This is a genomic window from Sphingobium olei (assembly GCF_042678845.1).
GTDB lineage: Bacteria > Pseudomonadota > Alphaproteobacteria > Sphingomonadales > Sphingomonadaceae > Sphingobium > Sphingobium olei.
In genome coordinates this window covers 114,970-127,072 of sequence record NZ_JBHTLS010000133.1, presented here as the reverse complement: position 1 = coordinate 127,072, position 12,103 = coordinate 114,970, and the positions used below count along the sequence as shown (strand labels likewise).

Annotated in this window: 15 protein-coding genes; 8 read left to right on the top strand and 7 right to left on the bottom strand. The window is 65.6% G+C overall.

Going from position 1 to position 12,103, the window contains the following annotated elements; translation table 11 throughout:
• Positions 1-6: 6 nt before the first annotated feature.
• The 4 genes from ACFQ24_RS17460 to ACFQ24_RS17445 are packed head-to-tail and all read right to left on the bottom strand — an operon-like array spanning position 7 to position 2,683.
• Entirely contained in the window at positions 7-447 is a 441-nt protein-coding gene (locus ACFQ24_RS17460; RefSeq protein WP_380913533.1) for an HIT family protein, read from the bottom strand.
• A gap of 9 nt (positions 448-456) precedes the next feature.
• On the bottom strand, positions 457-1,092 hold the full coding sequence (locus ACFQ24_RS17455; RefSeq protein WP_380913531.1) for a CoA transferase subunit B: 636 nt from the start codon (positions 1,090-1,092) through the stop codon (positions 457-459).
• Positions 1,092-1,973 (bottom strand): HAD family acid phosphatase, encoded by an 882-nt coding sequence (locus tag ACFQ24_RS17450; protein ID WP_380913529.1) that lies wholly within the window; start codon positions 1,971-1,973, stop codon positions 1,092-1,094. The genes ACFQ24_RS17455 and ACFQ24_RS17450 overlap by 1 nt, the downstream gene beginning before the upstream one ends.
• Positions 1,973-2,683, bottom strand: coding sequence for a CoA transferase subunit A (locus tag ACFQ24_RS17445; RefSeq protein ID WP_380913528.1), 711 nt, complete (start codon positions 2,681-2,683; stop codon positions 1,973-1,975). The genes ACFQ24_RS17450 and ACFQ24_RS17445 overlap by 1 nt, the downstream gene beginning before the upstream one ends.
• An 87-nt stretch (positions 2,684-2,770) precedes the next feature.
• Between ACFQ24_RS17445 and ACFQ24_RS17440 the strand changes: the two genes are divergently transcribed.
• Positions 2,771-3,652, top strand: a complete 882-nt coding sequence (locus tag ACFQ24_RS17440) for a LysR family transcriptional regulator (RefSeq protein WP_380913526.1) — start codon at positions 2,771-2,773, stop codon at positions 3,650-3,652.
• Here ACFQ24_RS17440 and thiS read toward each other — a convergent pair.
• Positions 3,649-4,650: a sulfur carrier protein ThiS gene (gene thiS, locus ACFQ24_RS17435; protein WP_380913524.1), complete on the bottom strand. Its 1,002-nt coding sequence runs from the start codon at positions 4,648-4,650 to the stop codon at positions 3,649-3,651. The two genes, ACFQ24_RS17440 and thiS, sit on opposite strands and share 4 nt — an antisense overlap.
• Before the next feature lie 114 nt (positions 4,651-4,764).
• Here thiS and aroQ point away from each other — a divergent pair, with 114 nt between their 5' ends.
• The 5 genes from aroQ to ACFQ24_RS17410 all read left to right on the top strand — a co-directional run bounded on the left by aroQ (position 4,765) and on the right by ACFQ24_RS17410 (position 8,394).
• Positions 4,765-5,205: a type II 3-dehydroquinate dehydratase gene (gene aroQ, locus ACFQ24_RS17430; RefSeq protein WP_380913522.1), complete on the top strand. Its 441-nt coding sequence runs from the start codon at positions 4,765-4,767 to the stop codon at positions 5,203-5,205.
• Positions 5,206-5,298: 93 nt separating this feature from the next.
• Complete coding sequence (gene accB / locus ACFQ24_RS17425) at positions 5,299-5,778, top strand: acetyl-CoA carboxylase biotin carboxyl carrier protein (RefSeq protein WP_380913520.1); 480 nt, start codon at positions 5,299-5,301, stop codon at positions 5,776-5,778.
• A 13-nt stretch (positions 5,779-5,791) separates the two neighbouring features.
• Complete coding sequence (gene accC, locus ACFQ24_RS17420) at positions 5,792-7,138, top strand: acetyl-CoA carboxylase biotin carboxylase subunit (RefSeq protein ID WP_380913518.1); 1,347 nt, start codon at positions 5,792-5,794, stop codon at positions 7,136-7,138.
• 67 nt (positions 7,139-7,205) lie between these two features.
• A complete protein-coding gene (locus ACFQ24_RS17415; protein WP_380913516.1) occupies positions 7,206-7,550 on the top strand; it encodes an arsenate reductase family protein in 345 nt (114 codons plus the stop codon).
• 94 nt (positions 7,551-7,644) lie between these two features.
• Positions 7,645-8,394 carry a ParA family protein gene (locus ACFQ24_RS17410; protein ID WP_380913514.1) on the top strand — a complete coding sequence of 250 codons (750 nt, stop codon included), beginning with the start codon at positions 7,645-7,647 and terminating at the stop codon, positions 8,392-8,394.
• 12 nt (positions 8,395-8,406) lie between these two features.
• Here the strand turns inward: ACFQ24_RS17410 and ACFQ24_RS17405 are convergent, their stop codons facing one another.
• Positions 8,407-10,128 (bottom strand): fatty acyl-AMP ligase, encoded by a 1,722-nt coding sequence (locus ACFQ24_RS17405; protein ID WP_380913512.1) that lies wholly within the window; start codon positions 10,126-10,128, stop codon positions 8,407-8,409.
• Between the two features lie 188 nt (positions 10,129-10,316).
• Between ACFQ24_RS17405 and ACFQ24_RS17400 the strand changes: the two genes are divergently transcribed.
• Positions 10,317-10,859, top strand: coding sequence for a regulatory protein RecX (locus tag ACFQ24_RS17400; protein ID WP_380913510.1), 543 nt, complete (start codon positions 10,317-10,319; stop codon positions 10,857-10,859).
• 145 nt (positions 10,860-11,004) lie between these two features.
• On the opposite strand, the gene ACFQ24_RS17395 is transcribed toward ACFQ24_RS17400, so the two are convergent.
• Positions 11,005-11,313: a LysR family transcriptional regulator gene (locus tag ACFQ24_RS17395; RefSeq protein WP_380913508.1), complete on the bottom strand. Its 309-nt coding sequence runs from the start codon at positions 11,311-11,313 to the stop codon at positions 11,005-11,007.
• Between the two features lie 232 nt (positions 11,314-11,545).
• On the opposite strand from ACFQ24_RS17395, the gene ACFQ24_RS17390 reads away from it, so the two are divergent.
• On the top strand, positions 11,546-12,097 hold the full coding sequence (locus ACFQ24_RS17390; protein ID WP_380913506.1) for a DUF192 domain-containing protein: 552 nt from the start codon (positions 11,546-11,548) through the stop codon (positions 12,095-12,097).
• Positions 12,098-12,103 lie beyond the last annotated feature (6 nt).

Sequence of the window (12,103 nt, the reverse complement as noted above, 5' to 3'; positions counted from 1 at the left end):
CCCGCATCAGAGATATGCGCGAATCTCTTGCGCCAGCGCCTGCAACTGCTCGCCATCCGCCTGCGCCCCTTGCCCATGCGGCACGAAGCCGATCGGCTCGCCGGACCAGCGGGGCAGGATATGCACATGCATGTGGAAGATGGTTTGGCCGGCTGGCGCGCCGTTGAACTGCGCGATCTGGATGCCGTCGGGCTTCAGCGCGTCGCGGATCGCGGTAGCGACCTTCTTCGCCGTCGCCATCACCTGCGCCAGCGCCTCGTCTTCCATGTCGAGCAGGTTGCGCGCCCTGGACCATTTGGAAATGACCAGCGCATGCCCCTTCGTCTGCGGCATGATGTCGAGGAAAGACAGAGTGTGTTCGTCCTCATATAGCCGGGTGCAGGGAATCTTGCTTTCAAGAATGAGGGCAAACACATTGCCCTCGTCATAAGTGCCGTCGAGGCTCATGTGCGCGACCTAGCTGAGATAATGGGCGCTCGTCTTAGCAGCGACTTCCTCCGCCGTCACGCCGGGGGCAAGCTCGACCAGCTTGAACGGGCTGTCATGGTCAGGACGCTGGAAGACGCAAAGATCCGTCACGATCATGTCCACGACGTTCTTGCCCGTCAGCGGCAGGGTGCAGGCCGGGATGAACTTGGGGCTGCCATCTTTGGACGTGTGCTCCATTACGACGATGATCTTCTTGACGCCTGCGACCAGGTCCATCGCCCCGCCCATGCCCTTGATCATCTTGCCGGGGATCATCCAGTTGGCGATGTCGCCATTTTCCGCGACCTCCATCGCGCCCAGCACGGTGAGGTCGATATGCCCGCCCCGGATCATCGCGAAGCTGTCGGCGCTGGAAAAATAGGCGGACTGCGGCAGTTCGCTGATCGTCTGCTTGCCCGCGTTGATAAGGTCCGGATCTTCCTCGCCCTCATACGGAAAGGGACCGATCCCCAACATGCCGTTTTCCGACTGGAGTGTTACTTCCACGCCAGCTGGAATATGGTTCGCCACCAGCGTCGGAATGCCGATGCCAAGGTTCACGTAGAAGCCGTCCTTGAGTTCCTTCGCCGCCCGCGCGGCCATCTCGTCACGAGTCCAGGGCATCAGTTCTTCCCTCCACCAGCGGGCAGTTCCCACCTTTTGTCCATTGGAAACACATCGTCATAGCCGCCCTTCAAGGCTGTGCCGTAAACGGGGTTGGGCAGCACGAACCAGCCGCGACCCCATAGCGTCGAAACAGGTGTTTCGGTCGTCAGCGCGCGCCGCGCCGCCACGCCCTGCCCGGCTACGTTGAACAGATCGGAAAAATCGCCCAGCTGGTCGCCGCCAAGAGCCAGTACGCAATATTTCGCCGCTATCGTTGCGCGTCGTCCATCCTTGCGGCTGCCCATTGCGTCGTCACCGGCAAGGTAGAGCGTCTCGCCATGCACGGCATCACCCAAACCGGCCGCCTTGATCGCGCGCGCCGTGGCGTCCGCATTGGCGGCCGCCCGGTTGGTGTTGAAGATGACCGCCACGCCCATGGCGCGGAGCTTTGCGACGCCCTCGGCCGCGCCCGGGACAGCCGCCACCGCACCCTCGCCCGTCTTCTCCCATGCGTCCCAATCGGCCGCGTTCCAGCCCTTGCCGGTGCGCGCGTCATGATATTCGAAGCCGATATTGAGCACCACCGTCTCGTCCACATCGAACACGGCCGCATAGGGCTTGGCCCCACAGGCAACGAAGCGCGGTGCGGTGAGGCTGGCCCCGTCCGCCAGCACCACGCTGTCTGTCGGGCGCACCTTCATCCTGTCCGCGACATAGGCCGCCAACGCCTGCCACGCCTGCGCCGAGATCGCCGCCGCTTCACCCGATCCATAGAGATATTGCATCCCGGCCGGCGGGTCTGCGCTCGCGGGCGCGGGCGCGGAGGTCGCCAGGTTCGCCGTGGGCGCGCAGGCCGACAGGCTCGCCAGCGCCATCACCGCCACGCCTGCAAAGCGCATCACGCAGCCTCGCGCGGACGGGTCGTGCGGAATTCGATCTTCTTCTCGTACGGCGCGCCCACGATCATGCGCTTCACATAGATGCCGGGCAGATGGATCGCGTCGGGATCGAGGGTGCCGGTCGGCACCACTTCCTCGACTTCCGCGACGCAGATTTTCGCGGCGGTCGCCATCGGCTGGTTGAAGTTGCGCGCCGTCTTGCGAAAGATGAGGTTGCCGCTCTCGTCCGCCTTCCACCCCTTGATGACCGCCACGTCGGCGAAGATGCCGCGCTCCAGGATGTAATCCTGCCCGTCGAAAGTCTTGACTTCCTTGCCCTCGGCCACCTGCGTGCCGACGCCGGTCTTGGTGTAGAAGCCAGGGATGCCGGCCCCGCCAGCGCGGCAGCGTTCGGCCAATGTCCCCTGGGGGCAGAATTCCACCTCCAGTTCGCCTGCGAGGAACTGGCGCTCAAACTCCTTATTCTCGCCGACGTAGGAAGAAATCATCTTCTTCACCTGTCGGGTGCGGAGCAGCTTGCCCAATCCCTCGCCGTCTATCCCGGCATTGTTGGAGGCAATGGTCAAATCCTTCACGCCCGAATCGCGGATCGCGTCGATCAGCCGCTCGGGGATGCCGCATAGCCCGAAACCGCCCGCACACAGATGCATGCCGTCGAACAGCAGCCCGTCCAGAGCAGCGGCGGCATCGGGGTAGAGCTTGTTCACCATCGGCCTACATCCTCCTCAATCTGGCGAGGGTTTATGCCCCCGAACCGATCAATACCAATGATTTGTTTTTTCAGTTAAGCACAAGCAATGGCTATCAATCGCATCGCCTTCTACCATCTGGAAACATTGCTGTGGATCGCACGGCTGGGCACCTTTGCCGCCGCCGCCGCGCGCCTCAACACGACGCAACCGGCCATCTCCGCCCGCGTCCGCGAACTGGAAGGACATCTGGGCACCGCCCTGTTCCGGCGCGAGGGACGCACCATGGCGCTCACCCCGGCGGGTCGCGAACTGGTGCGGGAAAGCGAACCGCTGTGGGCGCGCTTCCAGGGCGTCTTGATGGGATGCAGCGACATTTCCGGGGCGACCGGCGTGGTGCGCATCGGCGCGGGAGAGATCGCGGCAGCGAGTTGCCTGCCGGGCTTCGTCGCGGCGCTGGGGCGCGACCTTCCGCGCGTGTCGCTGGAGATCGACGTCGCGCTCACCGCCGACCTCATCCAGCAGCTTGCGTCCGGTCATGCGGACATCGCCTTCGCCGCGGGCAGGGTCTCCCATCCGATGCTGCAGACGGCGGCGATCGGCGGTGTCGACCTCCTATGGCTGACGTCGCCCATGATCCTCGACCGGATCGGCGGCGACACGCCGATCTGGTCGCTCTCCAACCTGTCGCCGCTCTACCGCATCATGAAGGAGGCCATTGCCGCGTCACGGCTGGCCGAATGGCCGGTCAACCTCTGCAACAATGTCCGCGCGATGATCGACATCGTGCTGGCGGGCGGCGGTATCGGCATCTTCCCGGAGCCGATGGTGCGCCATCATGTGGCGGAAGGCAGGCTCGCGCCGCTGCCGGACGCGCCCGCCATGCCGCAGATCGAGTTCCATGCCGCGATCCGCGCGGCCGAGGCCGATCCACTAATCCTGACCGTCTTCGACCGCGCCAGCCGCTTGGACCTGCGCGCTACCGCCTAGATCAGGCCAGCGAGCGGACTGGACGGATCGGCATACATCCGCTTGCTCATCCGCCCCGCGCGATAGGCCATGCGGCCCGCTTCCACCCCCGCCTTCATCGCCGCGGCCATCAGCACCGGGTCTTTCGCTTCGGCAATCGCCGTGTTCATGAGGACGCCGGTGCAGCCAAGCTCCATTGCCTGCGCCGCCTCCGACGCGGTGCCCACGCCTGCATCGACCAGCACCGGCAGCTTCGTCCCCTCCACGATCAGGCGGATGGTGACCCGGTTCTGGATGCCAAGACCCGATCCGATCGGCGCGCCCAGCGGCATGATCGCAACCGCGCCCGCATCCTCCAGCCGCTTCGCGGCGATCGGATCGTCGACGCAATAGACCATCGGCTTGAAGCCTTCCTTGGCGAGTATTTCCGTCGCGCGCAGCGTCTCGACCATGTCGGGATAGAGGGTGCGCGCCTCGCCCAACACCTCCAGCTTGACGAGATCCCACCCGCCCGCCTCGCGCGCCAGTCGCAGCGTCCTGATCGCATCCTCTCCGGTAAAGCAGCCGGCCGTGTTGGGGAGGTAAGTGACTTTCTTCGGGTCGATATAGTCGGTCAGCATCGGTGCCTTGGGGTCGCTCACATTCACGCGCCGCACCGCCACGGTGACGATCTCCGCGCCGGACGCGGCCAGCGCCGCTGCATTCTGCTCGAAGCTCTTATACTTGCCCGTCCCCACGATCAGGCGCGAACGGAAAGTCTTGCCCGCCACGGTCCAGCTATCGTCTTCAGCGGGCGCAACGTCGCCGCCGCCAACGAAATGCACGATCTCCAGCTCGTCGCCATCCTCGACCTTCACCTGGGCCAGGGTCGATCGCGGCACGACCTCCAGATTGCGCTCCACCGCCACCTTTTCCGGCACGAAACCTAGTTCGCTCGCCAGATCGGCCAAGGTCAGCCCGTCGCGGACGCGGCGATGCTCGCCATTGATGCGGATGGAAAGGGTGCCGTCTATGCTCACGATACGTGTCCCGATGACGAAGGAGTCTCGACGAGCCGAGACAGGAAAGGCTAAGGATCGTCGCGCATATAGGGGCGGGTCCGTCCCGGTCGCAACCGCAGAAGGGGACAGCCTTTGACCGACGCACGCAAAATCTATGTGCTGAACGGTCCCAACATCAACATGCTGGGCACCCGCGAGCCGGAGATTTACGGCTATGACACGCTGGACGACATTGCCGAACGGATGGAGGATGCCGCGGCCCGCGCGCATGTGGAACTGGACTTCCGCCAATCCAATCATGAAGGGCATCTGGTGGACTGGCTGCAGGAAGCGCAGGCGGAGAGCGTGCATGCGGTGATCCTGAACGCCGCCGCCTTCACCCACACCTCCGTCGCGATACACGACGCGATCAAGGGCATCGCGGTGCCCGTGATCGAAGTCCATCTCTCCAACCCGCACAAGCGCGACGAATTCCGCCACAAAAGCTATGTCGGCATGGCAGCAAAGGGGACGATCGCGGGGTTTGGCGCCCTGTCCTATATGCTGGCGCTGGAAGCGGCGCTGGAACTTTAGCCTGGGTCGGCCCGGCGCACGAAAGTTGCGCTTTGGCGCAAATGCGCATAGGCGCGGCGATCGGAAACGAGTTTCACCGTTCAGGGACTTCATATGAACGAAAAGCATGACAAGGGCGCGATGCAGGTGGATGTTCAGCTGGTGCGGGATCTGGCCGCGCTGCTCGACGACACCAACCTGACCGAGATCGAAGTAGAGGATGGCGACAGGAAGATTCGCGTCGCGCGCAAGGCCGGCGCTGCCCCTGCCGCCGTCTATGCGCCCGCGCCCGTCGCCGCGCCTGCCCCGGTCACGAGCGCTGCTCCGGCCGCGCCTGCGGCTGAGCCGGCCCTGCCTTCGGGCAACGTCGTCAAGTCGCCGATCGTCGGCACCGCCTATCTCGCCGCCGAACCCGGCGCTGCCCCGTTCGCGCGGGTCGGCGCGCAGGTGAATGCGGGCGACACGATCCTGATCGTCGAAGCCATGAAGGTCATGAACGCCATTCCCGCCCCGAGCGCCGGCACGATCAAGGCCATCCTGGTCGATAACGGCCAGCCGGTCGAATATGACCAGCCGCTGATCGTCATCGAATAAGGCCGCTGCACCCATGGCCATCGAAAAGCTGCTGATCGCCAATCGCGGCGAGATCGCGCTCCGCATCCACCGCGCCTGCCACGAAATGGGCATCAAGACCGTCGCGGTGCACTCCACCGCCGACGCCGACGCTATGCACGTCCGCCTTGCCGACGAAGCCATCTGCATTGGCCCGCCCGCCGCTCGCGACAGCTATCTCAACGTCGCCGCCATCATCTCCGCGGCGGAGATCAGCGGGGCGGATGCGATTCATCCGGGCTATGGCTTCCTCAGCGAAAACGCCAAGTTTGCCGAGATCGTCGAAGCGCATGGCATCAAGTTCGTCGGCCCCAAGCCCGAACATATCCGCACCATGGGTGACAAGATCGAGGCGAAGCGCACGGCTGGCGCGCTCGGCTTGCCGCTGGTCCCGGGATCGGACGGCGCGGTCAGCGATGTCGAGGAAGCGCGCGCCATCGCGGAGAAGGCCGGCTACCCCGTCATCATCAAGGCCGCATCGGGCGGCGGCGGGCGCGGCATGAAGGTCTGCAATTCGCCCGACCAACTTGAAACGCTGATGAGCCAAGCCGGCAGCGAGGCGAAGGCCGCCTTCGGCGACGCGACCGTCTATATCGAAAAATATCTCGGCAACCCGCGTCACATCGAAATTCAGGTATTCGGCGACGGCAACGGCAACGCGATTCACCTTGGCGAACGCGACTGCTCGCTCCAGCGCCGGCATCAGAAAGTGCTGGAGGAAGCGCCCTCGCCTGTCCTCTCCCAGGCCGAGCGGGAGCGGATCGGCGGCGTCTGTGCCAAAGCGATGGCCGACATGGGCTATCGCGGCGCGGGCACGATCGAGTTCCTTTGGGAAAATGGCGAATTCTACTTCATCGAAATGAACACTCGGCTTCAGGTCGAGCATCCGGTGACGGAGATGATCACCGGGCTCGACCTGGTACGCGAACAGATCCGCGTCGCCGAAGGGCGGCCGCTTTCCGTGATTCAAGAAGACATACGCTTCACCGGCCACGCTATCGAATGCCGCATCAACGCCGAAGACCCGCGCACCTTCGCGCCTTCGCCGGGCACCGTCACCAGCTATCATGTACCAGGCGGGATGCACGTGCGCGTCGATAGCGGCCTTTATCAGGGCTATAAGGTGCCGCCCTATTACGACTCCATGATCGGCAAGCTGATCGTCTATGGCCGCACCCGCGAAGGCGCGATCATGCGCCTGCGCCGCGCGCTGGAGGAATATGTGATCGAAGGGATGAAGACCACCATCCCTTTGCACCAGGCGTTGCTGACCGATCCCGATTTCCTGGATGGCAACTACACGATCAAATGGCTGGAGGATTGGCTTGAACGTGAGGGGTAAGAAAAGCATCCGGGGGATGTTTTTCCCCGAACGCGCAAGCCAACTGGCCAAGCAGGAAGGCTGAGGCATGAAAGCCACGATCTGGCATAATCCCGCCTGCGGCACCTCTCGCAAGACGCTCGCCATCCTTCAGGAAACACCGGGCGTCGATGTCGAGGTGATCGAGTATCTGAAGACGCCCTACACTCGCGGAAAAATCGCGCAGTTGATCCACGACGCGGGGCTGACCCCGGCGGAGGCGATCCGCAAGATGGGGACCGACGCGGAGGAAAAGGGCCTGCCGCAGATGAGCGACGACGCCATTCTCGACGCCATGGCCGCCAACCCGGCCTATGTGAACCGCCCCTTCGTCGAAACCGACAAGGGCGTCCGCTTCTGCCGCCCGCAGGACAAGGTTCAGGAAATTCTCTAGCGTTGTCAGGTGCGCCTCGCCCGTCGTCACACCTCTGTAACAGTGCCGTGATTTCAGCCTTGCTTTGATCGGCGGAAGGCCTAGCCTTTCGTCCATGGCAAAGGATCCGGCATTGGCGACCATCGCCGTCTACAGCCTGAAGGGCGGCGTCGGAAAGACGACCTTCTCCGTCAACCTCGCCTGGGCATCCGCGGCCATATCGAAGCGCCGCACCCTGCTGTGGGATCTCGATCCGCAGGCGGCGTCCAGCTGGCTGCTGTCCAGCGACAGCAAGGGGCGGGACGCCGCGCAGGCGATCTTCAGCAAGGATGTGGAGGTCAGGAAGCTGATCCAGCCCTCCGCCGTGCCGGGGCTCGACCTGATCGCGGCCGATACGTCGCTTCGTGGCCTCGACCATCTGTTCCGCGAAATGGACAAGAAGAAGCGCCTCGCCAGGCTGATCGACAGCCTGGGCAAGGATTATGATCGGATCATTCTCGACTGCCCGCCGGGCCTTACGGAGACCAGCGAGCAGGTGCTGCGCGCCGCCGACCTGATCGTCATCCCTGTCATCCCTTCGCCCTTGTCGCAGCGGGCGATGGGCGAAGTGGCCCGCTACCTGGTGCAGCGCGGGGGGAGCCATGCGCCGATCCTGCCGGTTTACTCCATGGTCGATCGCCGGCGCGCGCTGCATCGGTCGGCGCTGGAGGCGCAGCCGGACTGGCACGCGATCCCGATGGCGAGCACGATCGAGCAGATGACCGTGCGGCGCAAGCCGCTGGGCGCCTTCGCTCCTGCCTCCCCGCCCGCGCAGGCGTTCGGGGCGCTGTGGACCGAGGTGGAGCGGCTCCTCCTCGCGCGCTGAATATCCCCGGCGTCAGGCGGCGATATCGTAGGGCCGGATCTCGCCAGTGAGATAGAGGTTGCGCGCCTTCGACCGGCTCAGCTTGCCCGAACTGGTGCGCGGCAGGGTGCGCGGCGGCACCAGTTCCACGACGCAGTTCATGCCGGTGATCGCGCGCACCCGTTCGCGGATCTGGTCGCGCAGGCGGGAGCGTTCCTCATTGTCCGAGGTGCGGCAATGGACGAGGACGGCGGGCGCTTCCTCGCCGCCCGGCGTGGTGATCGCGAAGGCGGCGATGTCGCCCTGCTTGAAGCCGGGCAGCTGTTCCACCGCCCATTCGATGTCCTGCGGCCAGTGATTCTTGCCGTTGATGATGATCATGTCCTTGGCGCGGCCGACGATGTAGAGATAGCCGTCGGACAGGTAGCCCATATCGCCCGTGTCGAGCCAGCCGTCGACCATGCAGGCCGCCGTCGCGGCATCGTCGCGGAAATAGCCCACCATCAAGGACGGGCCGGTGGTCCACACCTTGCCGATCTGCCGTTCGCCCAGCGGCGCGCCATCCTCGTCCCGGATTTCCACGACCATGTCCTTGGCGGGCTTGCCGCAATTGACGATCGAGCGGAAGCGCTGCGGCCGCCCTTCAGGCGCGTCGCCGCCCGACAGGTCGGTTTCCTCGACCAGTTCGACGATGATCCCTTCGCCCGGCGGCATGATGGTGACGGCGAGCGTCGCTTCGGCCAGGCCGTAGCTGGGCAGGAACGCCTTGGGCGAGAAACCCGCGTCGGCGAAGGCGTCGACGAAGCTCTGCATGACGTCGGGACGGATCATGTCCGCGCCGTTGCCCGCGAGCCGCCAGCGCGACAGGTCGAAGCGGTCGGCCGCCTTGGTCTGGCTGGACATGCGGCGGGCGCAGATGTCGTAGCCGAAGGTCGGCGAATAGCTGATCGAGGTGCCTTCGTTCCGGCTGATGAGGTCGAGCCAGGCGAGCGGACGGCGAGCGAAATCCTCCGTCTTCATATAATCGGTCGACACCTGGTTCGCGACGACCGACAAGAAGCAGCCGACCAGGCCCATGTCATGATACCAGGGCAGCCAGCTGATGCAGCGGTCGCTGTCCTGCACCTGCATCCCATGGCTGTGCGCCGACAGGTTGCTGAGCAGCGCATGGTGGGTGACCGCGACGCCGTGCGGGAAGCGGGTGGAGCCACTGCTATATTGGAGATAGGCGATCTCGTCCGGCTGCGCCTGGGGCAGGTCGGCGGCGGGGGCGTTCAGGGCGATGAAATCCTCGAACGCGATGCTTTCGACGCCGCGCTGGCGGCCGGCTTCTCCTGCCATTTCCGCCAGTTCCTGCGGGAAGAGGAAGAGCATCGGGTCGCAGCTCGTCAGCTGGACATTCAACTGGTCGATATAGCTTTCCTTGCCGCCGAAGCTGGTCGGCAGCGGCAGCGGCACCGGCCAGGCGCCGGCATAGACGATGCCGAAGAAGAGCTGCGCGAAGTCCGCGCCGGTTTCGGCGACGAGCGCCACCCGGTCCTGCGGCTTGACGCCATGGGCGATCAGGCGATGGGCGCAGGCGACGGCGTCGGCGCGCAGTTCGGAAAACGGGTAGGGCCGCGCCAGATTGCCGCGGGCGTCGTGGAAATTCAGGCCCCTCCGCCCACGCGCCGCATAATCCAGCGCTTCGCCCAGCGTCCCGAAATCGGAGAAGCGGCGCGGCAGATCGTCGGTGGTCGGCGTCTGAGCCATCATGTCTTGCGAACCCGTCATATTGGTTGACCCAATGTCTCTGCAGTTTGGTGAAAAGTCGGCCGCTAGCAGCTTTGGCCGCCGCTTGCACCGCCTATTCCACTCCAGCATCGACCTTTAGCCGACAAGGCGCGGTAAAATTCCGGCCCGACTGTGGCATAAAGATGGCGCTTGGGCCATGGTCCCGTCCCATGACCGGCAAACGCCCGCCCGCCCCGCTGGACGAGGACGCGCTGCGCGAGCTTGCGCTGCGCCATGTCGCGCGTTTCGCGACCAGCCGGGGCAAGCTGCTGGCCTATCTGCACCGCAAGTTGCGCGAGCGCGGATGGGGCGGCGAGCGGCCCGCCGACCCGCAGGCGCTGGTCGAGCGCTTCGTCGATCTGCGCTATATCGACGATGCGGGCTATGCCGCGATGAAGAGCGCGGCGCTCGGCCGGCGCGGCTATGGAGCGCGACGGGTGGCGGAGGAACTGCGCGCCGCCGGCATCGCGGAGGACGACCGGCAACAGGCGGACGCGCAGGTGGCGGCGGACCGCTGGGCGGCGGCCGACCGCTTCGCGCGGCGCAAGCGGATCGGCCCATACGCCCCTGCCCCGCTGGACCCGAAGCAGCGGGAGAAGGCCATCGCCGCCTTCCTGCGCGCGGGCCATGACTATGCCATAGCAAGGCGCTGGGTCGATGCCGCGCCGGGCGAGGAGATGGGGGACGAGGAGGAGCCGGACTCAAGGTCATAGCCGGGTCACGCCCCCGAAGTTCACACCGTTACAGGCAACGCGTTTCCGCCGAAATTCCGCGTGACGCGGCTGGGAGGCGTCCGCGACGCTTCCCCTTCGTCACGCCGATGCGCCGGAAAGGTCATTGCCTTGCACCGGTCGCGCGTCACCCGCGCGCCGGTTGGGTCACGGCTTTTCGGGCTGGCCGGGAGGCGTCGGCGAAGGGATCGGCCATGCTCTGCGCATGGAGCGCCAGCGCATTGGCCCAGGTCCGGTCGAAGGGCGTGCCGGCAAGGCGGCGGCGCAGGCGATGGGCGCTGGCCGGCGACATGCCGGCCGAGCGCGCGGCGCGCGTGACATTACCGGTGGCGAGCAGGACGGTGAGGAAGCGGCGCTGCCGCTCCGGCGTCCAGCGCGCACGGCGGGTGGGATCGGTCGCGCCGGGCGCGGGCGGATTGGTGGGTTGCGGTTCCATCCAACAGGGTGGAGCAGAGGAAATCCTATTAGGAAAGGGGATTTGCGGACGGGCGATTTCCTTCTCGTCGCCCCGGGCTTGGCCCGGGGCCCCGCTTCCTTGGCGAGCAGGCGTCCGACAGACAGGCAGCGGGGCCCCGGATCAAGTCCGGGGCGACGTTGATTGCTGCGCGTTTGCAATCCCCCTTTCCGATCCCCTCCCCATCGCCCCCAAATCCCGCTAAGCGTCGGGCATGATGCGTTTTGCCGCCTTTCTTGCCCTTGGCCTGCTGGCCGCCTGTTCACAATCCAAGCCGGTGGCCGACGATGCGGCGGCAGCGCGGGCCGCGCCTGCCTTGCTGCCGGTGCTGATCCGCGGCGCCAAGGGGGTCCACCGGTTCGACGTGGAGGTGGCGCGTACCCCGCAGGAGCAGCAGACGGGGCTGATGTTCCGCAAGGAACTGGCGGCGGATGGCGGGATGCTGTTTCCGATGGAGCCGCCGCGCACGGCGAGTTTCTGGATGAAGGACACGCTGATCCCGCTTGACCTGCTGTTCGTCCACACCGACGGCACAATCGCGTTCATCAAGGCGCAGGCCCAGCCCTATGACCGCACGCCCGTATCGGCGGGAGTGCCGGTGGCGGCGGTGCTGGAACTGCGCGGCGGGCGCGCGGCGGAGCTGGGCATCGCGGAAGGCGACCGGGTCGCCTGGGGCGGTTGCGCCGTGCCGCAGGACAAGCGCGCCACCGACCTCAATTTCTGTCCGTCCGACACCCCCCTTGCCCGCGCGGATCGCAGCGGCTAAGCGCTT

Bases quoted from the DNA above. Each gene is read 5' to 3' on its own strand.
- ACFQ24_RS17400 (WP_380913510.1), top strand. From the start codon at position 10,317: ATGACCGGCAAACGCCCGCCCGCCCCGCTGGACGAGGACGCGCTGCGC.
- ACFQ24_RS17395 (WP_380913508.1), bottom strand. From the start codon at position 11,313: ATGGAACCGCAACCCACCAATCCGCCCGCGCCCGGCGCGACCGATCCC.
- ACFQ24_RS17455 (WP_380913531.1), bottom strand. From the start codon at position 1,092: ATGCCCTGGACTCGTGACGAGATGGCCGCGCGGGCGGCGAAGGAACTC.
- ACFQ24_RS17405 (WP_380913512.1), bottom strand. From the start codon at position 10,128: ATGATGGCTCAGACGCCGACCACCGACGATCTGCCGCGCCGCTTCTCC.
- ACFQ24_RS17440 (WP_380913526.1), top strand. From the start codon at position 2,771: ATGGCTATCAATCGCATCGCCTTCTACCATCTGGAAACATTGCTGTGG.
- ACFQ24_RS17445 (WP_380913528.1), bottom strand. From the start codon at position 2,683: ATGGTGAACAAGCTCTACCCCGATGCCGCCGCTGCTCTGGACGGGCTG.
- ACFQ24_RS17450 (WP_380913529.1), bottom strand. From the start codon at position 1,973: ATGCGCTTTGCAGGCGTGGCGGTGATGGCGCTGGCGAGCCTGTCGGCC.
- ACFQ24_RS17390 (WP_380913506.1), top strand. From the start codon at position 11,546: ATGATGCGTTTTGCCGCCTTTCTTGCCCTTGGCCTGCTGGCCGCCTGT.
- ACFQ24_RS17460 (WP_380913533.1), bottom strand. From the start codon at position 447: ATGAGCCTCGACGGCACTTATGACGAGGGCAATGTGTTTGCCCTCATT.
- ACFQ24_RS17410 (WP_380913514.1), top strand. From the start codon at position 7,645: ATGGCAAAGGATCCGGCATTGGCGACCATCGCCGTCTACAGCCTGAAG.
- ACFQ24_RS17415 (WP_380913516.1), top strand. From the start codon at position 7,206: ATGAAAGCCACGATCTGGCATAATCCCGCCTGCGGCACCTCTCGCAAG.
- accB (WP_380913520.1), top strand. From the start codon at position 5,299: ATGAACGAAAAGCATGACAAGGGCGCGATGCAGGTGGATGTTCAGCTG.
- accC (WP_380913518.1), top strand. From the start codon at position 5,792: ATGGCCATCGAAAAGCTGCTGATCGCCAATCGCGGCGAGATCGCGCTC.